The organism is Erysipelatoclostridium sp. MSK.23.31 (assembly GCF_019125875.1).
Lineage (GTDB): Bacteria > Bacillota_I > Bacilli_A > Erysipelotrichales > Coprobacillaceae > Thomasclavelia > Thomasclavelia ramosa.
This window is the reverse complement of sequence record NZ_JAHOCB010000026.1, coordinates 24,593-46,648: the sequence shown is the minus strand read 5'-3', so window position 1 is coordinate 46,648 and position 22,056 is coordinate 24,593. Positions and strand designations below refer to the sequence as shown.

The 22,056-nt window shown below is 31.1% G+C and carries 23 protein-coding genes; 1 reads left to right on the top strand and 22 read right to left on the bottom strand.

What is annotated here, in order from left to right:
- Nucleotides 1-49: 49 nt before the first annotated feature.
- The 18 genes from KSU54_RS12050 to KSU54_RS11970 form a co-directional block, all read right to left on the bottom strand.
- Nucleotides 50-424: a DUF3795 domain-containing protein gene (locus tag KSU54_RS12050; protein WP_117792585.1), complete on the bottom strand. Its 375-nt coding sequence runs from the start codon at nucleotides 422-424 to the stop codon at nucleotides 50-52.
- Between the two features lie 9 nt (nucleotides 425-433).
- Entirely contained in the window at nucleotides 434-1,756 is a 1,323-nt protein-coding gene (locus tag KSU54_RS12045) for a replication-associated recombination protein A (RefSeq protein ID WP_368735797.1), read from the bottom strand.
- A 77-nt stretch (nucleotides 1,757-1,833) separates the two neighbouring features.
- A complete protein-coding gene (locus KSU54_RS12040; protein WP_003537635.1) occupies nucleotides 1,834-3,687 on the bottom strand; it encodes an ABC transporter ATP-binding protein in 1,854 nt (617 codons plus the stop codon).
- Nucleotides 3,680-5,908: an ABC transporter ATP-binding protein gene (locus tag KSU54_RS12035; RefSeq protein ID WP_117792587.1), complete on the bottom strand. Its 2,229-nt coding sequence runs from the start codon at nucleotides 5,906-5,908 to the stop codon at nucleotides 3,680-3,682. The genes KSU54_RS12040 and KSU54_RS12035 overlap by 8 nt, the downstream gene beginning before the upstream one ends.
- Nucleotides 5,908-6,360 (bottom strand): MarR family winged helix-turn-helix transcriptional regulator, encoded by a 453-nt coding sequence (locus KSU54_RS12030; RefSeq protein WP_003537632.1) that lies wholly within the window; start codon nucleotides 6,358-6,360, stop codon nucleotides 5,908-5,910. The genes KSU54_RS12035 and KSU54_RS12030 overlap by 1 nt, the downstream gene beginning before the upstream one ends.
- A gap of 724 nt (nucleotides 6,361-7,084) precedes the next feature.
- Nucleotides 7,085-7,504: a C-GCAxxG-C-C family protein gene (locus KSU54_RS12025; protein ID WP_117792589.1), complete on the bottom strand. Its 420-nt coding sequence runs from the start codon at nucleotides 7,502-7,504 to the stop codon at nucleotides 7,085-7,087.
- Nucleotides 7,505-7,595: 91 nt separating this feature from the next.
- Entirely contained in the window at nucleotides 7,596-8,402 is an 807-nt protein-coding gene (locus KSU54_RS12020) for an endonuclease/exonuclease/phosphatase family protein (protein ID WP_117792591.1), read from the bottom strand.
- Between the two features lie 140 nt (nucleotides 8,403-8,542).
- Nucleotides 8,543-9,769, bottom strand: a complete 1,227-nt coding sequence (locus tag KSU54_RS12015) for a glutamate-5-semialdehyde dehydrogenase (protein ID WP_117792593.1) — start codon at nucleotides 9,767-9,769, stop codon at nucleotides 8,543-8,545.
- On the bottom strand, nucleotides 9,769-10,902 hold the full coding sequence (proB, locus tag KSU54_RS12010; protein WP_009009827.1) for a glutamate 5-kinase: 1,134 nt from the start codon (nucleotides 10,900-10,902) through the stop codon (nucleotides 9,769-9,771). The genes KSU54_RS12015 and proB overlap by 1 nt, the downstream gene beginning before the upstream one ends.
- A 389-nt stretch (nucleotides 10,903-11,291) precedes the next feature.
- The gene (locus KSU54_RS19170) at nucleotides 11,292-11,423 is read right to left on the bottom strand and encodes a hypothetical protein (protein ID WP_003537621.1); all 132 of its coding nucleotides are present in this window, start codon (nucleotides 11,421-11,423) and stop codon (nucleotides 11,292-11,294) included.
- Nucleotides 11,424-11,601: 178 nt separating this feature from the next.
- A complete protein-coding gene (locus KSU54_RS12005; RefSeq protein WP_009009826.1) occupies nucleotides 11,602-11,730 on the bottom strand; it encodes a helix-turn-helix domain-containing protein in 129 nt (42 codons plus the stop codon).
- Nucleotides 11,731-11,959: 229 nt separating this feature from the next.
- Nucleotides 11,960-12,517 carry an NAD(P)H-dependent oxidoreductase gene (locus KSU54_RS12000; protein ID WP_003537619.1) on the bottom strand — a complete coding sequence of 186 codons (558 nt, stop codon included), beginning with the start codon at nucleotides 12,515-12,517 and terminating at the stop codon, nucleotides 11,960-11,962.
- Nucleotides 12,518-12,537: 20 nt separating this feature from the next.
- Entirely contained in the window at nucleotides 12,538-13,008 is a 471-nt protein-coding gene (locus tag KSU54_RS11995) for a flavodoxin (RefSeq protein WP_117792595.1), read from the bottom strand.
- A 7-nt stretch (nucleotides 13,009-13,015) separates the two neighbouring features.
- A complete protein-coding gene (locus KSU54_RS11990) occupies nucleotides 13,016-13,237 on the bottom strand; it encodes a hypothetical protein (RefSeq protein ID WP_226814606.1) in 222 nt (73 codons plus the stop codon).
- A gap of 9 nt (nucleotides 13,238-13,246) precedes the next feature.
- On the bottom strand, nucleotides 13,247-14,101 hold the full coding sequence (locus tag KSU54_RS11985) for an aldo/keto reductase (protein WP_117798672.1): 855 nt from the start codon (nucleotides 14,099-14,101) through the stop codon (nucleotides 13,247-13,249).
- 20 nt (nucleotides 14,102-14,121) lie between these two features.
- Nucleotides 14,122-14,352, bottom strand: a complete 231-nt coding sequence (locus KSU54_RS11980; protein ID WP_226814607.1) for a hypothetical protein — start codon at nucleotides 14,350-14,352, stop codon at nucleotides 14,122-14,124.
- Between the two features lie 136 nt (nucleotides 14,353-14,488).
- Nucleotides 14,489-15,367, bottom strand: a complete 879-nt coding sequence (locus KSU54_RS11975) for a LysR family transcriptional regulator (RefSeq protein ID WP_008791645.1) — start codon at nucleotides 15,365-15,367, stop codon at nucleotides 14,489-14,491.
- Between the two features lie 317 nt (nucleotides 15,368-15,684).
- Nucleotides 15,685-16,959 carry an L-cysteine desulfidase family protein gene (locus tag KSU54_RS11970; protein ID WP_003537612.1) on the bottom strand — a complete coding sequence of 425 codons (1,275 nt, stop codon included), beginning with the start codon at nucleotides 16,957-16,959 and terminating at the stop codon, nucleotides 15,685-15,687.
- 153 nt (nucleotides 16,960-17,112) lie between these two features.
- Here KSU54_RS11970 and asnA point away from each other — a divergent pair, with 153 nt between their 5' ends.
- Nucleotides 17,113-18,120 (top strand): aspartate--ammonia ligase, encoded by a 1,008-nt coding sequence (gene asnA, locus KSU54_RS11965; RefSeq protein WP_009300246.1) that lies wholly within the window; start codon nucleotides 17,113-17,115, stop codon nucleotides 18,118-18,120.
- Nucleotides 18,121-18,148: 28 nt separating this feature from the next.
- Here the strand turns inward: asnA and KSU54_RS11960 are convergent, their stop codons facing one another.
- The 4 genes from KSU54_RS11960 to purB form a co-directional block, all read right to left on the bottom strand.
- Nucleotides 18,149-18,388: a hypothetical protein gene (locus KSU54_RS11960; RefSeq protein WP_008791643.1), complete on the bottom strand. Its 240-nt coding sequence runs from the start codon at nucleotides 18,386-18,388 to the stop codon at nucleotides 18,149-18,151.
- A 335-nt stretch (nucleotides 18,389-18,723) separates the two neighbouring features.
- Entirely contained in the window at nucleotides 18,724-19,584 is an 861-nt protein-coding gene (locus KSU54_RS11955; RefSeq protein ID WP_003537607.1) for a tyrosine-type recombinase/integrase, read from the bottom strand.
- 145 nt (nucleotides 19,585-19,729) lie between these two features.
- Complete coding sequence (locus KSU54_RS11950) at nucleotides 19,730-20,542, bottom strand: Cof-type HAD-IIB family hydrolase (RefSeq protein ID WP_003537606.1); 813 nt, start codon at nucleotides 20,540-20,542, stop codon at nucleotides 19,730-19,732.
- Nucleotides 20,543-20,669: 127 nt separating this feature from the next.
- Entirely contained in the window at nucleotides 20,670-22,055 is a 1,386-nt protein-coding gene (gene purB, locus KSU54_RS11945) for an adenylosuccinate lyase (protein ID WP_008791642.1), read from the bottom strand.
- Nucleotide 22,056: the final 1 nt, after the last annotated feature.

Genomic DNA, 22,056 nt, shown 5'->3' with positions numbered 1-22,056 from the left:
AAATACCTCATCATTATAATAAAATATCACCATTATCACAAGCAGTATTTTATTTCCCTTTTAAAATCAAGTGATAAATTGCTTCTTCACTCTCTAAATCATAATCTCCTAAATGGCTGTTAGGATAATGGTAAATTACTCCATTAGACTCATTTTTCCTTAAACAAACAATTAATTTTTCTTCCCCATATTGTCCAATAAATTTACAAAATGTTCTAATCCGTAACTTGTGTAAAATACTATCCTGACAAGGAAAATCAGGACATTGGCAACAACTATCATATCCTGACTTTGTGCAGCACTGATAATTTTTACAAAAATCCTTTTCTGGACACCCACCTTTTTTACAACCAATACAACTTTCATTTTCACTACACAGCCCACAAACAAGACCACAATATCCTAATCCTAATTCATCCTTCATATTTAATCCCTAATCCTTATGATGCTTTCGTAAATATTCAATTTGTTCCATCCGTTTAATCACCTTTGCCTCTGTTCCTTGATTAGTAGGAAAATAATAACGATGATCCTTAATATTATCTGGTAAACACTGCATATTTGTAATTTTATCATCATAATCATGCGCATACTGATAACCTTTACCATAATTTAATTCTTTCATTAATTTAGTTGGCGCATTGCGAATTTGTAAAGGAACGGGATCAGCAATTGTATTCAAAGCGTCATATTTTGCTCGTTCATATGCTTTATATAACGCATTAGATTTAGGTGCCAAGGCCATATAAGTTACACAATGAGCTAAATTAACATTACATTCTGGCATGCCATTATAATGGCATGCTTGATATGTTGCTACTGCAATTTCCAAAGCACGACTATCAGCCATTCCAATATCCTCTGAAGCAAATCGAATCAGCCTCCTTGCTACATATAGAGGATCTTCACCAGCTTCAATCATTCGTGACATCCAATAAATTGAAGCATCAATATCACTATTACGCATTGATTTATGCAAAGCACTAATAATATTATAATGTTCTTCACCTTTTTTATCATATAATAAAGATTTTTGATTGATACATTGTTCAATCGTTTCTTTATCCACTACGATTCGATCATGAGTAATTGCTCCATTTAAGACTGCCATCTCTAAAGTATTTAAAGCAACTCGAGCGTCACCGTTAGAAAAACCAGCAATCATGTATAATAAATCATCATCAATCATAACATTTTGATCTTTAAACCCTTTCGGACTTATCAGCGCATAATGCAATAAACCAAATAAATCATCGGTTGTTAGTGCTTTTAAAACAAAAACTTTACATCTTGATAATAAGGCAGAATTAATCTCAAATGAAGGATTTTCAGTAGTAGCCCCAATTAATATAATACTCCCCTGTTCAACATATGGTAAAAAAGCATCTTGTTGAGCTTTATTAAAGCGATGAATTTCATCTACAAAGACGATTGTTTTTTCGCCTAGATCCTGAACTTCCTGTGCTTGTTTCATAACTGCCCGTATATCTTTAATGCCGCTAGTCACCGCACTAAAATTAATAAACTTAGCTTTTGTTTGATTTGCAATAATGCGTGCTAAAGTTGTTTTCCCAACTCCCGGTGGTCCCCAAAAAACCATTGAGGGAACAACATCACTATTGATTAGCTGGTACAAAATCTTTCCCGGTCCAATTAAGTGCCTCTGTCCTACATATTCAGTCAAAGTTATTGGTCTTAGGCGATTTGCCAGTGGTTCATTTGACATGTTTTTAAACATTGCTTGCTGCTTCATCATCATCACTTCCATTTCCTTATAATTATAACTAATTCCCGCTTTAAAAGCAAAAAAAGAAACAGTTGTTTAAACTGTTTCTATTCATCTGATCCCTCGAATTGAGAACGATACAATGAGGCATAGAAGCCATCTTTAGCCAATAATGAATCATGATTTCCAAGTTCTACAATGTCACCATCTTTCATTACAATAATTGTGTCAGCATCACGAATTGTTGATAAACGATGGGCAATGACAAAACTTGTTCTTCCCTCCATTAGCTTTTCCATTCCTTTTTGAATTAATACTTCTGTTCTTGTATCTACTGAAGAAGTTGCTTCATCAAGAATCAAAATTTTTGGATCTTTTAAGAAAGCACGTGCAATTGTTAAAAGTTGTTTTTGCCCTTGAGAAATGTTAGATGATTCCTCATTGATCATTGTTTCATATCCATTCTCTAATGTTTGTACAAAATGATCAACATAAGCGACTTTACAAGCCTCCTTGACTTCTTCATCACTTGCATCTAATTTTCCATACATTAGGTTTTCCTTAATTGTTCCATTAAACAACCAAGTATCTTGTAAAACCATTCCAAATAATGATCGTAAATCCTGACGTCCAAAATCACGAATATCTTTACCATCAATAAGAATCGAACCACTATTTAATTCATAGAATCGCATTAATAATTTTACGATCGTTGTTTTTCCAGCACCAGTCGGTCCTACAATTGCAACAGTTTGCCCCGCATGAACATGTAAACTAAAATCATTAATAATCGTTTGATCTTTTAAATACCCAAAATTAACATCAGCAAAGGTAACAGAACCTTCAACTTTAGCCACCTCATCAGCAGTAACTTTTGGTGTTTCTGGTTCTAATTCTTCTTCACCTAAAAATTCAAAAACACGTTCAGCCGCTGCTGCTGTACTTTGTAACATATTCATTGTCTGTGCTAATTGTGTTATTGGTTGATTAAATTGTCTTACATATTGAATAAAGGCCTGAATATCACCAATTGTGATACTACCACCACCAGCAAGAACACCACCTAATAAACATACCGCAACGTATCCAACATTTCCAACAAATCCTGTGATTGGCTGCATCAAACCCGAAAAGAATTGTGACTTCCAAGCACTTTCATATAAATTATCATTATACTCATTAAATTGTTCTACTGAAGCAGCTTCACCATTAAATGCTTTAACCACATTATGACCACCATACATTTCTTCAATATGACCATTGACATCACCTAAAGCAGCTTGTTGACGCGCAAAATATTTTTGTGAACGTTTCATTACTAAACCAATCAAAACCATTGATACTGGTAATACGCAAACTGCGATCAAAGTCATAACTGGTGAAATAGTCAACATCATGATAAAGATTCCAATTACCGTTACTGTCGACGTAATTACCTGTGACATACTTTGATTTAGTGATTGTGCGATTGTATCGATATCATTTGTTACTCGGCTTAAAATATCACCACTAGTATGTTTATCAAAATAACTTAATGGCATCCGATCCATCTTTTGAGAAATTGATGTTCTTAAATCATAAGCAACTCGTTGTGAAATAGTTGAAGTAATAAAACCTTGTATATAACTAAATAAAGCACTAATCAAATACAATCCAACTAAAATCAAAATAATTTGACCAATATAATCAAAATCAATTCCACCAGTACCAGCTACTTTAGCCATGATACCTTCACTTAATTTATCTGTTGCTTTAGCTAAAATCTTTGGTCCTACGATTGCAAAAACCGTTGATGCTGAAGCAAAAATCACAACTATAACTAAACGAAAATAATACGGTCTTAAATATTTAAATAATTTACCTAAAGTACCTTTAAAATCTTTAGCTTTTTCACCGCCACGCATTCCGTGCATACCACCAGGTCCGAATTTAGGACCATTTCTTTTTGGTTGATTACTCATGTCCTAATTCCTCCTTTGATAATTGTGAATATGCGATTTCTTGATAGACATCGCAATTTTTCATTAACTCTTCATGGGTTCCTTTTCCAACAATCTTACCTTCATCTAAAACAATGATTTGTTCAGCTCCCATAATTGAAGCAATACGTTGTCCGACAATCAATACTGTATTTTTAGTCTTCTTAACCATCTTATCTAATTCTTGACGTAATTTAGCATCTGTCTTGAAATCTAGAGCTGAAAAACTATCATCAAAAATAAAGATTTCTGGATTTTTAGCAATAGCTCGAGCAATTGCTAAACGTTGTTTTTGACCGCCAGATACATTTGTTCCACCTTGTGAAATTTCACTATCTAATCTTTCTTCTTTATTATCAATAAATTCTTTTGCCTGAGCTACCCGAATTACTTCTTCAAGTTCATCGTCTGTAGCCTCAGGTGCACCATAAGTTAAATTTGATCTAATGGTTCCTGAGAATAATAATCCTTTTTGAGGTACTAAACCAATTTTATCTCTTAAATCATGTTGATTAACATCACGAATATCAACACCATCAATCTTAATATTACCTTCAGTTACTTCATAAAAGCGAGGAATTAAATTGATTAACGTACTTTTACCGGATCCCGTTGAACCGATAAATGCTGTAGTTTCACCAGGCTTTGCAGTAAAACTAATATTTTCTAATACTGCTTCATTAGCACCAGGATATTTAAATGTAACATTATTGAATTCAACTAAACCTTTTTTACTTTCAATAAAAGCTTTAGGTTCCTTAGGATCAACAATTTTAGGTTCCATTGAAATAACTTCATAAATACGATCTGCTGCTACACTAGCCCGTGGCAACATAATTGAAATCATTGCAATCATCAAAAATGACATAATAATTTGCATTGCATACTGCATAAAAGCCATCATTTGTCCGATTGCAATATTACCTAAATCAATTTGTTTTGCTCCATAATATACAATCAATAATGTTACTACATTAAAAATGAACATCATAATCGGCATTAATGAAGCCATTGTTCGATTGACAAACAAATTGACATTTGTTAGATCACCATTAGCCTTTTCAAATCTTTCTTCACTATGCTTTTCATTACCAAATGCCCTAATTACTAGCATACCTGAAAGATTTTCCCGCATTGTTAAATTTAAACGGTCAATTAATGATTGTACGATCTTAAACTTTGGCATCACAATTGCAAAAGTAACACCAATCAAACAAAAAATCACCAATAAAACTAAACCAATAATCCAAGTCATTGATGGTGTATTATTAAAAGCTTTGATCAAGGCCCCAATTCCCATCATTGGAGCAAAACATACTATTCGAATGAACATAATTACGACCATTTGTACTTGGGTAATATCATTCGTTGTTCTTGTAATCAGTGATGCAGTTGAAAACTTATTGAATTCTTCATTTGAAAAACTTTCAACTTTCTCAAAAACATCACGACGTAATAATCTCGAAACACCAGCCCCAACCTTACTAGCCAAGAACCCACAAGCAACAGCACATACAGTACCAGCTAAAGCAATTGCTAACATTTTTAACCCAGACCATAAAATATAGTCATTTTGAATCTTATCAGTATCACAACCTAGTCTAGAATATTCTGCTTTTACACCGTTACCGGCAGCAATTTTTAAAGTTGATTCACCCATCGTTTCCATCTGACTATCAATTTTACTAAACATTTTAGCTTTAGTTGTATTATCCATCATTGCTAAAGCATCGTAAGGTGTCATATTTGGCGGTAATTGCCCAAACTGTTCTTGATATTCTTTACTATTTTTATCCATTCCATCAATTGATGTTACCATCAACATTGGTTTAACTAAAATACTCTCTAAACAGTCTAATTTTTTTTCACTTAGATCTTTTAATTTATAGATATTTTGACCTTTTGCTTTAGGAAACTTATCTAAAGTATCTTTATCAAGATTACTGGGCTCAACTAATTTATATGCATCCATAAATTGTTGCTGATCCTCTTCATCCATCAGTACTAATAAATGATTATATGTTTCTTCACTCAAAACATCACTTACTGCACTATCAAAGCCACCAGCCTGAATTCCTACCGAAACGATATCCGACATATAATCAGGTAATGCTAATTCTGATTGTGATTGTAAGAATAATAATCCTACACAAAGTAGAATTGGTGCCCAAAACTTTTTAAAATAATGTTTTAATTTTAGCATTATTCTTCTCCTTTACATTTTTCAATATTCTTTTTCATGATATTAATAACATCATTAATAACAGTTATCTGTTCCTTAGAAACCCCTTCAAACATAATCATTGTTTTTTCTTTCATAATTTTGATTGCCGCCTCAATAAATACCTCTCCAGTTTTTGTAATATTTAAAATATAATTACGTTTATCATTTTTATCTTGTGTTCTAGTTAAATAACCTAGTTTTTCAAGGCGCTGCAATCTCACTGATAAAGTTGCTTTAGTAATATTTAACTTCTTTGCTAAAGCATTTTGATTAATGTTTTGATGATTCTGCAACATAAATAATAACCTTGTTTGATCCGGTGATATATCAAACTTTTCTGTTTTTTCCATCATCATATAATGCATTGTTTTATTTAACCCTTGAAAATTATTAATTACTTCTTCAACATCATCAAAACTTATCTCTTCCATGATGTACCTCCTTTCATTAGTTAGATGACTAACTATTCCGTTAGTACACTAACCATTATAGTTAGTCTACTAACCATTGTCAACTATTTTATAATCAAGTAGCGAAAAATTTTAAATAATTTTCCTCTCTTACACCACTGTCCATACGGTTCCATATACGGCAGTTTAATTAAATTTCAATTTATATCTCAATAAATAATAATCCAAACAACTAACTAGTCTTTATGTGCTAGCCTTTCTTTTGCTACAGCACGCACAACACATGTTTTAGTTATCACGAATTAATAGCGTATGATATTTGTCTTGCTCTACCATGATTGACCCAAGTTTTCTAACACCATGACTAGGCTTTGGTATTTCAACCCTTTTAACAGGTTGTGGTTTGTAAAACCTTGTTTCGATTTGTCTTTTGATGTCTTTCTAGTTTTAATTAACATAATCTTTTATTTCATCATTGGCTACATACATTATCCACACGACTTGTACTTTTATAGACAAGTATCATATTTTTCTTAGATAAGACTTCCTCTAATAATTTAGACATAATTTGCATGCTCTTCTCCTTTTCACTTTCTAATGCCTAGATCCTAGTGTATAATATGTCCTTTGGCTCAAATACATTTCCGATGCACTATGCGATTCGTCGACAACTACGTTCACGAAGGACTTTCACCCTAAATGTATGACAAGTCGTCATACTTAAAAAGATGTCAAATTTGACATCTTAATCAACTAAATATTTTTCTAGTAATCTTACTACTTCAGCAATTAAATCATCACAAGTAGCACGATTAACTTTTTTATTTGTTTCCCATAATCCTAGTAGTTCTCCACAAACCACTGATCCATGAGAATCTTCAAATTCTTTACACAAAGCTGCTACTTTTTCATTAACAAATTTTTTTTGTTTAACATCTGCTTCACCTTTACCATATTTAAGTCCTAAAGCCATAGCCCCACCAGTTAAAGTTCCGCAAATTTCTCTTGTCATCCCGACACCGCCACCAAAACCATAAGCAATAGTCATTGCCCTATCCATATCTAAATCAAATAAATCCACATATGCCCCAAGTACTGCCTGAGCGCAGTTATAACCTGAATGATGTAAAGCATATGCTTTTTTCACTCTTTCATCAATATTCATAATTTAGCCTCACTTTTATATAATTTAATTATAGTTTAGTGATAATTATAATCGATGTCAAGACATTAACAATTATGTATTCGTCTTGAATCTAACCCTTTAGAAAAAACTCACCATACAATAAATCATGATCAGAAAATGATGATTTTTTCAAACCACAATTCTTTAATTCAAAAAAATCTGCATAAAAAATATTATCAGGTGCTGCAAATTCGCAGAAAGTCTTGTATTTTTTATTCTCGTTGATACACTTTACCCCTTCCATTTTAAATTTATTGTTCATTTTAAATGAATTAAAATCACCAGCTAAGATGCTGTAACTGTTAAAATCAACATGCTTTTTTACATAATCCATTTGTTTAATACGATATTGATTATCCGCATAAGTTAAATGGGTATTATAAATATTAATTATCTGCTCATTAAAATAGAGCTTTGTTCTTGTAAGGATACGCGGTTCCCTTATTATGCTATTTGGTAATAGTTGAGCCATAACTTCTATTATAGAATATTTACTTAAGATTCCCAAACCATAGTAACCACTTAAAATCCACATGGTAGGATAAAAATAATAATAACAATATACACTAGAATTTGCCATGATTTTTAGCATGTCAAAATTGCCTGAACGTAAAGAATTCTTATCTACCTCTTGCAAACAAATAATATCAAGTTTTAAATCAATAATATCCTTATTAAAACTTTTTAAATCATTTTTCCCATAATTTAAGGATTTTATATTATATGTTCCTATCCCCAAGGTATTAGTCTTTAAATTTTGAATCTTTTTTTGATCAACAAATTTATAACAATACTCATTAGTTAAGATGCTATAATAATAACGACCTGATATTATCATCAATAATATCTTAATTATTAATTTAAACTGTTTATTCATTTATTTACCTCAATTATTTACTAATTTATTATTGGATAAATTAGTAATTTTAATACAATCAAAATATTTATCTAACTTTCAAAATTCTAATCTGATTCAACTAAAAATAAAAAAGATATAGACAGTTAATTTGCCTATATCTATCTTATTTGCCCATTCCCAAATATTTTATATTTTGTTGATGTCATTTCCTGCAGTCCAATTGGACCACGTGCATGTAATTTTTGAGTACTAATTCCAACTTCAGCGCCAAATCCAAATTCTCCACCATCAGTAAAACGAGTTGAAGCATTATGATAAACACAGGCAGAATCTAAAGAATCCATAAAATATCTAGCTGTATCTTCATTATTAGTAATAATACTTTCAGAATGTTTGGTTGAATAATCATAGATATGCTCAATCGCTTCATTGATATCATTCACAACTTTAATATTACAAATATAATCATCATATTCAGTAGCATAATTCTTGGTTGTTGCCTTATTGCCTTCTAGATATTTTAAAACTATTTCATCACCAAATATCTTAATTTTATCAAACCTTGGTTTTAATAACGTTAAAAATTCATTTGCAACACCTTGATGAACTAAAATAGTTTCAATCGCATTACAAACTGAAGGACGAGAAATTTTAGCATTAACTGCAACTTCAACAGCCATTTCTAAATCAGCTTCTTGATCAATGTATAGATGACAAATTCCTGCACCAGTTTCAATTACTGGGACAGTTGCATTATTTACAACATGTTGAATCAACCCTGCTCCCCCCCGAGGAACGACAACATCTATATAATTATTGGCTGTGATAACTTCAGTAACAACACTACGATCTGTTTTCTCAATCAAATTAACAACATTTTCAGGTAAAATATTTGTGATTGCCTCTTTGATTACCCTTACTAGAGCAATATTAGAATTAATCGCTTCTTTTCCGCCTTTTAGAATACAAACATTATTTGTCTTTATACAAATAGCAGCTATATCAACTGTAACATTAGGGCGAGATTCATAAATAGTAGCTACTGTTCCAATGGGAATACGAACTTGTTTAATGATTAAGCCATTTGGACGTTTTATCTCACGAACAACTTCACCAATGCAATCATGTAATCCAGCTACTTTTAAAACATCATTAGCAATACTTTCAATACGTGACCTAGTTAATAAAAGTCGATCAACCATTGCCTCACTGATTCCGTTTTCCTTGGCGCAAGCAACATCCTTCTTATTTTCGGCCACGATATAATCAATATTAGAAATCAAATTTTTACTAATAGCTTCTAAAGCTTTTATTTTGGTATCTTTATCAATATTTTGCATCTTTCGACAAGCTAGTTTAGCCTGTTTTAATTGTTCTTCTATCATTAATTTTTCACTCCTTCTACTAATACCAGGTTATTTGCGTGAACTACTTCATCATAATCTTTATAATGTAAAACATCCTCGATTTCACTAGTGTTCAATCCTTTAATCAATCTTATCTCATCACTTGAGTAATTTACCATTCCACGTGCTAACAGACTATCATTACCATCAACAATATCAATAATCTGCGAAATTAAAAAATTTCCTCTTACCTCAATAATTCCCTTAGGCAACAAACTTGAGTGGCATGTAACTAATGCTTTTTTAGCACCTTCATCAACAACGATTGTTCCTTTTGACATACTTCGATACATAATCCAATGTTGTCTAGAATTAAGGAGTCTTCCAGGTTTACCATCAAAATAAGTACCCACATCTTTTCCTTCAATCAGATCAATCAAAACGTTTGGTTGGTTACCATTAACAATAGCCATATCACAGCCAAAGTCATTACAAACTTTAGCTGCTCTAATCTTAGTAATCATTCCTCCAGTTCCAACCTTGCTTGAAGCATCTTTTGCCATGCTTTCAATTTCTTTAGTAATCCCATCGACATTACGAATCAATCTTGCATTCTTATTCGTATGTGGATTATCATCATATAATCCATCAATATCACTGACTAGTACAACCATATCTGCATTAACAGCCGGTACTACCAGTGATGCTAATGTATCATTATCACCAACTTTAATTTCTTCGACCGCTAAAGTATCATTTTCATTAATAATTGGAACTACGTCATATTCAATCAATGCCTGCATTGCATTGTTAAAATTCATCAACCGCTTACGATCATCAAAATCATCATGATTTAATAAAATTTGTGCACATTTTAAATTAAATAAGCTAAATAAATCTTCATATATTTGCATTAATGAAGCCTGTCCAATAGCTGCCAGAGCTTGCTTTTGAGGAATAGTTTGCGGGCGACATTCAAGATTCATTACATGAACTCCAGCATTAATAGCACCACTGCTGACTAATGTAATACTTATCCCTTTACGCTTAATATATGCTATTTGTTGAATTAAATTTAAAATTTTCTCTTTATTAATATTCCCTTCATCATCACATAATGATGATGAACCTATTTTAATAATTAGATTTTTAATATTGCTTAAATCTCGCATTCTAACTTCCCCCTGTAATTATTTTCTTAATTATACAAGGTTTATCTCATCTTCTCAACAAAAAAGTGTTTAAGCATAAATTACTCAAACACTTTATCTATCGATTTTAACTTCATAAATATATTTAAATTCACCATTGACCTTTAGCATAAATTTATTACAAGTATACTCGATTTCAAAAACGTGAATGCACTTGTTTGCTAATATAGCTGTTTCACCAGTTAGAGCAATTTTTAAAGTTCCATTTTTATTCTATATAACAATTTTTTCATAATCAATATTTTGACCAACTAAAATTAGATATTTTTTTATTATTTATTCAATCATTATCAATATGTGCATTTTCTCAAAAATAAAAATCAGTATATACTAAAACTTTTTTAGTATTGTTATTGTGATTCTTTAGCCACTTTTAATAGATTATCACTCTTAACCTCTAAATCATAATCAAAATTATAATTATCCAAATTAGCAGCAAAGATTTCTAACCCCATTTCAATCAAAAAATCATAATAATACATATCATCGTTGTATATTGAAGATAATTTGTGCTTTGATTAAATAATATATATGTTTTATTTTCACAAATTTATACATGTACTTTTAAAATTACCAGATCTCGATAATTAAAATGTAGAATTGCCAGCCATTGACAACTATCATAAGTAATATTTTTCTTTTCTTGTGTCGAAACCAAATTCAACCATCTAATAACTCCTCATAACTCAATTCTAAAGCTTTTGCAAGTATTGGATATCGTGATAGCTCCCATTTGCTGATTATCTTGTCTGATACACATAATTTTTCTCCAAATTCTTTTTGTGTCAAACCTTTCTCTTTTCATAACTCCATCATGAAGGATCCGCATTTTTCATTATCTATATTGCTCATATCTTTCACTCCTTGAGCCTATACTACTATTAAAATTCTGATTATTCAATCAACCATCGGTAGAGTTTATATTTATGACAAAATTACTTATATATAAAACTAATCAGGATATTTAGCTTTTATTTTCTGATTAATTTCCAATTTTCAAAAATATGATCTTTTTTTGTTACAGTGTTTCTAACAATTCCAATAATTTATCAGCATGCATAACTGCTTTTTCTTTCATTTCAGCCATTTTTTCAATATCATTTCTATTTTGATAAGATACTCCGCCTGTATAGACATATCCAAAGTAATCCAATCCACACAAATTACACATTGCCTTTATCGGCGGGAGGAAATCTTCAATAGGATATTTCTGTGCCCCTTCATAACTATACATAAATTCTGGAGCACCAGTCGTAAAAGAAGCAATCAATTTCTTTCCTTTCAATTTATCACCGGTTGAACCGTGGGAAAAGCCATGCTGAAATGTTTCTTCAAGCCAGCGACTTAGTAATGAAGGCATAGCATACCAGAAAATAGGAAATTGCAAAACAATTATATCTGCATTTAAAAGTTTTTCTTGCTCTGCTTCAACATCAATTTGAAAATCTGAATAAAGTTTGTCTAAATAGACAAATTCAGCCTGTGGTAATTTATTTTCAAGCCTTTCTAATATTGCCTTATTTGCAACAGAATTATTTAAGTCTGTGTGTCCAGATACTACTAATATATTTTGCATAAGTCATTACTCCTTTTATTTCATTTTTTAACCCAGTCAGATAATTCATCTGCACTAACATTTTCGTCAAATCTTTGCCCTTTCATCAAACGAGCACCCTTGCATGAATTTTCTAAATAATCGTTTGTTTTTCCCATTCCGCTCATTCCAGATGTCGCAAATGGAATAATTGTTTTATCCCTTAAATCGTATTGTTCAAGAAAAGTATTGATGATTGTAGGAGCAATATACCACCAGATAGGAAATCCTAAATAGATTATGTCATATTCTCCCATATCACTTATTTTTTCTTTAACGGCTGGTCTGAACGATTTATCGTTCATTTCTACTGATGAACGGCTTTTAGGATTTGTCCAATTCAAATCAGCACTTGTGTAAGGTTGTTCTGGTACGATTTCAAACAAATTCCCCTGCACAACTTCATTTAATCTTTCTGCTACTTTTTTGGTTACACCACTTGCACTAAAATACGCTACTAAAGATTTACTCATTTTTACACTACTCCTTTTCATATTCTATTTGTGTTAATATAAAATTATCTGTTCTGAAAAAGTCTGGTGCTGTTGCACTTACCTTTTGATGAGCAACACTTTGAATAACTTTGTCAAAATCTTGTTTACTTTCTACATCAATCGTCATAGTAACAACATCACTTAGACCAATCCACCCTTTACTTTTTTCTACGATAATTTCTTTGATTTCCGGAAGTTCATTTTTCATCTCTCCTTTTTATTTCTGCCCGACATGAAACATTTTGAAAAATTTATCAATATCCTCTGCATTTTCGTGGTTCATAAATACATTTTCACCCAAGTCCAATTCTTCAATTTTTTTCATTTCTTCATCTGATAGTGAAAAATCAAATATATTAAAGTTTTCTTCCATTCTATTTTTATGAGTCGACTTAGGAATAGCGATTATTCCATTCTGAATTAGAAAACGTAATGCTACTTGCCCGATTGTTTTATTATGCTGTTTTGCAATTTGCATTAAAACTTCATTCTCAAAAATACCTTGACTGCCTCTGGCAAATGGTGCCCATGCTTCCAATTTTGTTCCATATCTCTCTAAAAACTTTTTATCATTTTTATGCTGTTGGAAAACATGAGTTTCTAATTGATTTACCATAGGCTTAATTTCACTGAAAGTTGCTAAATCCATAAATCTGTCGAGGTAAAAATTAGACACTCCTATTGCCCTTACTTTTCCTAATTTATATGCTTCCTCTAAGGCTTTCCATGTTCCGTAATAGTCATTGAACGCCTGATGAATAAGAACTAAATCAATGTATTCTATCTGTAATTTTTTCAAAGACTCATGAAGCGAAGCCTTTGCCTTTTCATATCCAGCATTTTCAATCCAAATCTTTGTTGTAATAAATAATTCTTCTCTAGGTACACCACATTTTATGATTGCATTACCAACACCTTCTTCATTGTAATATGCTTGTGCTGTATCAATCAGTCTATATCCAGTTTTAATTGCTTCCAAAACGCAACGCTCTGTTTCCTCATTGCTCATTGTGAATGTTCCATATCCAAGTGCAGGCATTTTTACGCCATTGCTTAAAGTGATAAACTCCATTTTTTTCAACTCCTTTTCATTTACGCATTCTGTAATTCATGCCGTAAAAAATCTATTTCCTGTAATTGATTTTCTTTTACATGAATTTCTTCAAGAATTTTTCTACGTTTTTCGCTTACTATCTGTATTCGTTTTTCTTTTGTTGAAGTGCCTAAATGTGAAAGTCTAATATATAATTCAATTTTTGCATTTGTGAACCCCAAATCATTAAGGATTGTATTGTATTTTTCACCCCTCATGTAAAGGTTCAATTTTCCACCCCTTTCAAAGAAAATAGGTGCACCAAGATAGCGGGTTATCTTGTTACACCTATATTTTAAAGTTCATTCATTGATATGTCTAATGCTTATGTTGGATTAACAGAAATACAAATATTGAATTTCTATTTTAATTATGTTTATAGCGGTCTTTTATAAAACTGATAAAGGTATTTGTTGCCTTAGAATATGATTGACGGTCTTTCCATGCAAGTACAGAAGTTAATTCAAGTTTAGGTTCAAAAGGAATAAACTTCATGTCATCATAATAATTATCTAACTTCACACAGATAACTGCTCCTTTTTTCTCTTTGGCAACAATTACAGCATTATACAATAGATTATAATTTGCACATGATTCCATTTCTTTCGCAAAATCCCCTGACCAACTTGCCAACTCATGATGAACTGGCGTATCAAGGTGTATTGTTATAACCTTTGTGCCTACTAATTCACCAGGGTAGATTACCTGTTTCTTAGAAAGGGGATTATCTTTATGAATGAGAACGCCCCATTGTTCTTTTGTCCTCATACGGATAAAATCATACTTTACGACATTCACTGGTTCTAATAACAAGCCCAAGTCTAAAGTACCTTGTTCCATACGTTCCTTAATATTTTCGTTGTTTCCGCTATATAACTCAAATTGTACGAAAGGGTATATGTTTTGAAAATCAGTGATAAGTTTTGCGATTTCTTGTGCACTTCTCATTTCTCCACAGCCAATTGCAATGTTTCCTGATAATACATCAGTATCTTGTTTTAATTCCGCCTGTGCCTTATCTGCCAAATTCACGATTTCCTGTGCTCTACGGCGAAATAATAAGCCGTCATTTGTTAAGTATATACTATGATTACTCCTTTGAAACAATTTGACACCCAATTCTTCCTCTAGCTGCATAAGCTGCCTTGAAAGCGTAGGCTGTGTGATATGAAGAAGTTGTGAAGCTCTTGTTATATTTTCTTCTCTTGCAACCATTAAAAAATAATTTAAAACTCTAATATCCATTTCCCCACCTGCTTTTTGTTTCATTATAGAATAATAGAAATACATTTACAACATTTCTCTTATACCTATATTCATTTGCAAGCAGGTAAATACAGGTTATTCCTTAATATCCTTTTGTTTAGGAAACTCCACATTCCCATTTTGAAATTATTTTATCACTAATCCTCAATTAATCAGTCAGTTGTTTTGAGATGATTTTTCTCTGTCATCATAAATATACTATTTCTCCAATATTTTCATTTTATACCACATGATTATAATTTTAACTCATTCTATAAAATAATAAACACTTCATAGCATACTAATAAAATAAAAAGTTAGCAGTTTGTCATGATCTTAATTATTTCTTTATCTGTTTCTTTCATTCCTTCTTTACCAAGACGAGCAACATTACGAATCGTATTCTCTACACCTTTAACAACGATTCCATCACCGTCTTTGAATTCTTGACCATCTAAATACATCTTATATCCAAGAATACCAGCATCCACACTAGCTGCAATTTTTGCCGCACAAGAAGATTTTGCACCATCACAAATAATTCCTGAAGTTATTGCTAGTGAATTTACAATTGTGTGAGCAATGCATTCATAATCAGCACCATATAAATAAGCAATTCCACATCCAGCTGCACATCCGGCACTAACAGCCCCACAATAAGCAGATAAACGACCAATTCCATTTTTTTGATGAATCGCAATCAAATTTCCTAGTACTAAAGCACGGTATAACTTCTCATCATTAACATTTAGCTCTTTTGCATATTCAATGATTGGTAAAGAAACGGTCATTCCTTGATTGCCGCTTCCAGAGTTAATAACAACTGGCAATTCACACCCTGACATTCGTGCATCACTTCCTGCAGCGGCAAATGCCTTTGCACGAGTAATAATATCCTGTCCTGAATTTAATAAAACACTACCAATATTGGCGCCATAATTATTAGTTAATCCTTCTTTTGCAATGGCACTATTATAAGCAATTTGTCTTGAAATAATCTCTTTGACATCATTTAGATCAACAATATTGGCAAATTCCAAAATATCCTTAACGTTTAGGCTACAACGATCAATTACCATTTCATTATTACAAATTTTATTTTCTTTAGAGAATAAAACTCTATGATTTTTTTCAATTGATATAATATTAGTGTGTTGATCAACAATTCTGACCATGGCATAATTATCATCATCAAATAAAGTAATTTTAATATCTAAGATATGCTCCGTTTCTAATGGTCTTACTATAATACAATTATGCTCTAAATAATCTTTTATTTCCTTGATTTGATCTTTTTTTACATCAGCAATTACTTCCAATACCTTGTTCGCATTGCCAGCAATTATCCCTGCTGCTACTGCTGCTTCAATCCCTTTTAATCCGTTTGTATTAGGTACAATTACACTCTTAACATTTTTTATAATATTACCACTTATTTCAACTAGACAGCGTGTTGGAGTAGTTCCTAAAATATCACGGGCCTTACTAGCACAATAAGAAAGAGCAATTGGCTCTGTACACCCCATCGCCGGTACTAATTCCTCTTTTAAGATTTGTACATATGTCTGATATTTTATTTCATCAAGTGCCATTTTTATGCCTCCTTCTATTGTAATTATAATCTTATCGTCTTTTTTTACTTTTTACAATAAACGTTTATAAAAATTACTCGATTTTATAGTTGTATACATGTATTTATACATGTTACAATGTAGAAAATAATTAAAAGGAGATTAATAATTACAATGAACTTAATTATACCTGAAAACTACGATCCAGTTTTGGATCTTCGTCAAACCCAGGAAGCAATTAAATATATTCGTGATACTTTCCAAAAAGAGATTGGACGCGCTCTACATTTATCAAGAATATCTGCTCCGCTATTCGTTCAAAAAAGTAGTGGTTTAAATGATAACTTAAATGGTTTCGAATCACCTGTCTCATTTACTATTAATGAAATACCTGGAGAACAAATTGAAGTAGTTCATTCACTAGCTAAATGGAAAAGAATGGCACTTAAAAAATACGGTTTTAAAATGCATGAAGGTTTATATACAAATATGAACGCCATTAGAAAAGATGAAGAAGTTGATAATTTACATTCTTATTACGTAGATCAATGGGATTGGGAAAAAGTGATCGCTAAAGAAGAACGTACTGAAGAAACTTTAAAACGTCATGTTAAAAAGATTTTTAAAGTAATCAAACATATGGAACATGAGGTATGGTATAAATATCCACATGCTGTAAACCGCCTTCCTGATAAAATTCATTTCTTTACATCTCAAGAATTAGAAGATCGTTACCCCGATTTAACTCCTAACGAAAGAGAAACAGCGATTTGTAAAGAATTAGGATGTGTTTTTGTAATGGGCGTAGGCTGTAAATTAAAAAGTGGAATTAAACATGATGGTCGGGCTCCTGACTATGATGATTGGAATTTAAATGGGGATATTTTATTCTGGTTTGAACCATTACAATGTGCATTAGAAATTTCTTCAATGGGAATTAGAGTCGATGAAGATACACTTGTAAAACAATTAGAAGCTGAAAATTGTTTAGATCGTCTTAAACTCCCTTATCATAGTCAAATCGTTAACAAAGAATTACCATACACAATTGGTGGTGGAATCGGGCAATCAAGACTATGTATGTTATTATTGAAAAAAGTTCATGTTGGAGAGGTTCAGGCAAGTATTTGGCCACAAGAAATGATTGATGAATGTACTAAACACAATATTAATTTACTATAAAAAACATTGGAAGATACTCCAATGTTTTTTAATTATGACGATAATAGTCACATAGGTATTCTTTTGCAGCAGCTTTACCAATTGATTTATCTACATCATTTCCAGTTAAATATATAATTGCATCATGCCATTCTTTCATACTATAATCATCAACATTTAAAGACAGAATTGCAGAATACAATACATCTTTACCAACATACCTTAAATCAGAAATAATCATACAATTTGTAATATTTCTTAATTGACCTAATAACTCTTCTTTTTCCACTTCTGTACCCCTCAATATCTTATTAAATATATATTATTTACCACATAACACGTATTATGTGGTATTTGATTAACAAGAACTATTCTTCTGAATATCATTTTACATCATTAAGTTAATTTTAACAAGGAATTTGAAATATTATTAACAGCATTTTTATGGGAATCTCGGAAAATTATTTTCTTTTTTTCTAAAATATATATTTTTTAATATTTTTCAAAATTTATTCACACTTAAAAGAACCTCAAATTTTTAATTTTTTAAGGTTGTTTTTGCAGTGTTTATTTTTTATAGTAGTTTACCACATAATACGTGTTATGTGGTATTTGATTTTTATTTTAATTATTTTTTCGGTTAGAAAATACTAGATCCATCTGATCAAAATATCTTTTAAATTCACGACCACTTGACATTGTATAAATACGAGTAGTGTCCATACTTGAATGTCCTAATAAATCTGCTAAACGTGCAATATCTTTTTTTAAATTATAGTAAGTAACCGCAAAAAGATGACGTAAATTATGAGGATAAACTTTACTGCGCTCAACCTTAGCATCATCACACAAATCTTTCATCGCTTTCCAAATATTACTGCGATCTAACGGTCTTCCGCTTCTGGTTACAAATATTGCCCCATTTTCAATTTTATTTTTATGACAATATTTTAATAAGATTCTTTTTAGATCATCACTAAAAAAAATTTCTCTTACTTTTCCTTTATTATATATTTGCGCATACCCATCCTTAAGTGCTTGGACTGTAATGTATCGATGTTCGCTAACACGTATTCCAGTTGAGCAAATTGCTTGCAGTAAAACATATAGACGCTCGTTTTTTTGCTTTCGAGCAGCATTAACTAATCGTTTATATTCATCTTTTGATAGTTCTTTGCTTTCTTCTAAAAAAACTCTTTTTTGAATTTTTAGTTCTTTGATTTTACATTCTAGCCAACCATTATATTCAAAAAACTGATTTAATGCTGCAAGCATACTATTTATGCTAGTAGGCTTATATGATTTCATTAATTCTTCTTTATATAATTTAACTAATTCCTTAGTAACTTCCTTTTTATCCGCATATTGATAAAATTTTTCAATATCCCGTATATATTTAGTTATTGTTGCTAAACTTTTTTCTTCATCAATTAGATGATTTTTGTAATTAACGATTAATTTTTGATTTATTTCTCTTTTATTCATCTATAATAATCTCCTTAATCTCAATAATCTAATATAAAATAATAACATATACATCTCATATTATTAAATAAATCATATATATTATTGGATTTTTTACGAAAAATAAACAAACAAAAAGAAGAAGTAATTTATCTTTACATCTTCTTTATTCAAACATCTTTTTTTTACTTATATACCAGTCAACTACCTCTAATACACCATGTTCCTCATTAGAGGAAATTGTGTAATCCGCAATTTTCTTAATTGCTTCTTTTGCATTTGCCATGGCAAAACCATATGTAGCCTGCTCAAGCATCTCTAAATCATTACCACTATCCCCAAATGCCATTGTTTCGGCATCACTAATTTTCCAACGTTCCATTAACAGGTTAATTCCATGTGCTTTATTAATCCCAGGGATAATCAAATCAATTCCAAAATGTCCACAATCAACTGGTGTCATAATATGTCCAATCTTCTCTTTCAATTCTGTTAAAATCGTTTCAAAATTATCTTTTGAACAATGCAGATATATCTTAAAAATAGTATCATCAAAATCATCAAAGTTATCTACTTTAGCAAGACGATGATAGTAAAAGTTCATTGTATTATAAAAATCTTCATCTATGTATTTACTAATATAAGCACTTTTTCGACCACAGACAATTTTTTCTACTTCAGGATATTGATTAACTACCTTTAAAACTGTCTGAATATCCTCTTTTGCAAGTTTTGCAACAAAAACATCTTTTCCTTGATCAACGATATAAGCTCCGTTTTCAGCAATGAAAGCTAACTCGTTATGAATATCTGGAAAAAAAGATCTTAGTTGATAATATTGATTCCCACTAGCAACTACAAAATGAATTCCCTTTTCCTTCATAAATTCGTATTGCCTCGTAAATCGTTCTTGATCATATTCATTATTATTTGTTAAAAAAGTTCCATCCATATCTACTGCTATTAATTTTACATTCATATTTACATCCTTTCCATCTTTCGTTATAACGTGACGTATCTTTATATAACTTAGTATATATTGTTTATAAAAAGATTGTAGATTATTTCATAAAATGAAAAAATGACTGGAAACCAGTCATTTTCTACTATTTATTTAATTCGATTTTAGCAAGTTCTTTAGCTAAACCAATATAAGAAGCCGGTGTCATATCAACTAAAGTTTGACGATCTTGATCTGATAAGATATCCAGACTTTCAGCAAATTTTAGAATATCCTCTTTAGAAATACTTTTACCTCTTGTTAAAGCTTTTAAAGTATCATAAGCATCAGGTACTCCATACTTTCTTAACATTGTTTGAATTGGTTCTGCTAATACTTCCCATTTTTCATTTAAGTCACTAGCTAGTTTGTCTTTATTAACTACACACTTAGCCAACCCATTCATCGTTTCATTGATGGCTTGTAAAGAATAACCAAATGCTAAACCTAAATTTCTTTGGCTTGAAGAGTCTGATAAGTCTCTTTGCATTCTTGACTTAGGAAGTTTATTAGATAAAGCAATACAGATATTATTAGACATATCAATATTAGCTTCACTGTTTTCAAAGCGAATAGGATTTACTTTATGTGGCATAGTACTGCTTCCAACTTCACCTTTAACTGGAATTTGTTTAAAGTATTCCATTGAAATATACAGCCACATATCAACATCAAAATCGACTAATACATTATTGAAATGACGAATACCATCCAAAATATGACAAGTATAATCATGACTTTCAATTTGAGTAGTCAATGGGTTAAATGTTAAACCTAAGTACTCTTCAACAAATTTTTTTGCTAAAACTTGCCAATCTTCATTAGGGAAAGCCGTTAAAATAGCACTATAGTTACCTGTTGCACCATTGAACTTAGCTTTGATTTTAACTGCTTCAACATTTTCAATACTAGACAAAAAACGATAAGCATAAACTTTAAATTCTTTACCAATTGTTGTTGGTGTTGCAGGTTGTCCATGAGTATGCGCCAACATAGCATCATTACTATGTTCTTCAGCCCATTTATCAATGATAGCAGCAAATTCTTTAGCTTTTGGTAACCATACATCTTTTAATCCATATTTTAGCATGCAAGCATATGAAGTATTATTAATATCTTCAGATGTACAACCAATGTGAACAAAGCTTTGTAAATATCCAAATCCTAAAGCATCAACTTTTTCATCAATAAAATACTCCACTGCTTTAACATCATGGCGTGTTGTATTTTCAATTTCTTTAATTCGAGCAAAAGAGTCGTAATTAAACTCACTTGAAATAGTAGTAAGTTTATCCATATCTTGTAAATCAAATTTAGCTAAAACGTCACTTTCAACATTTTCAATTAAGAACTTTAGCCATTGAATCTCAACGAAAACTCTATATTTAACTAATGCATATTCAGAGAAATATTCTCCTAAAGCATCTTTAACACCTGAATAGCGACCATCTAATGGACACAGGGTTAGACATTCAAATTCTTGTTTTTCCATT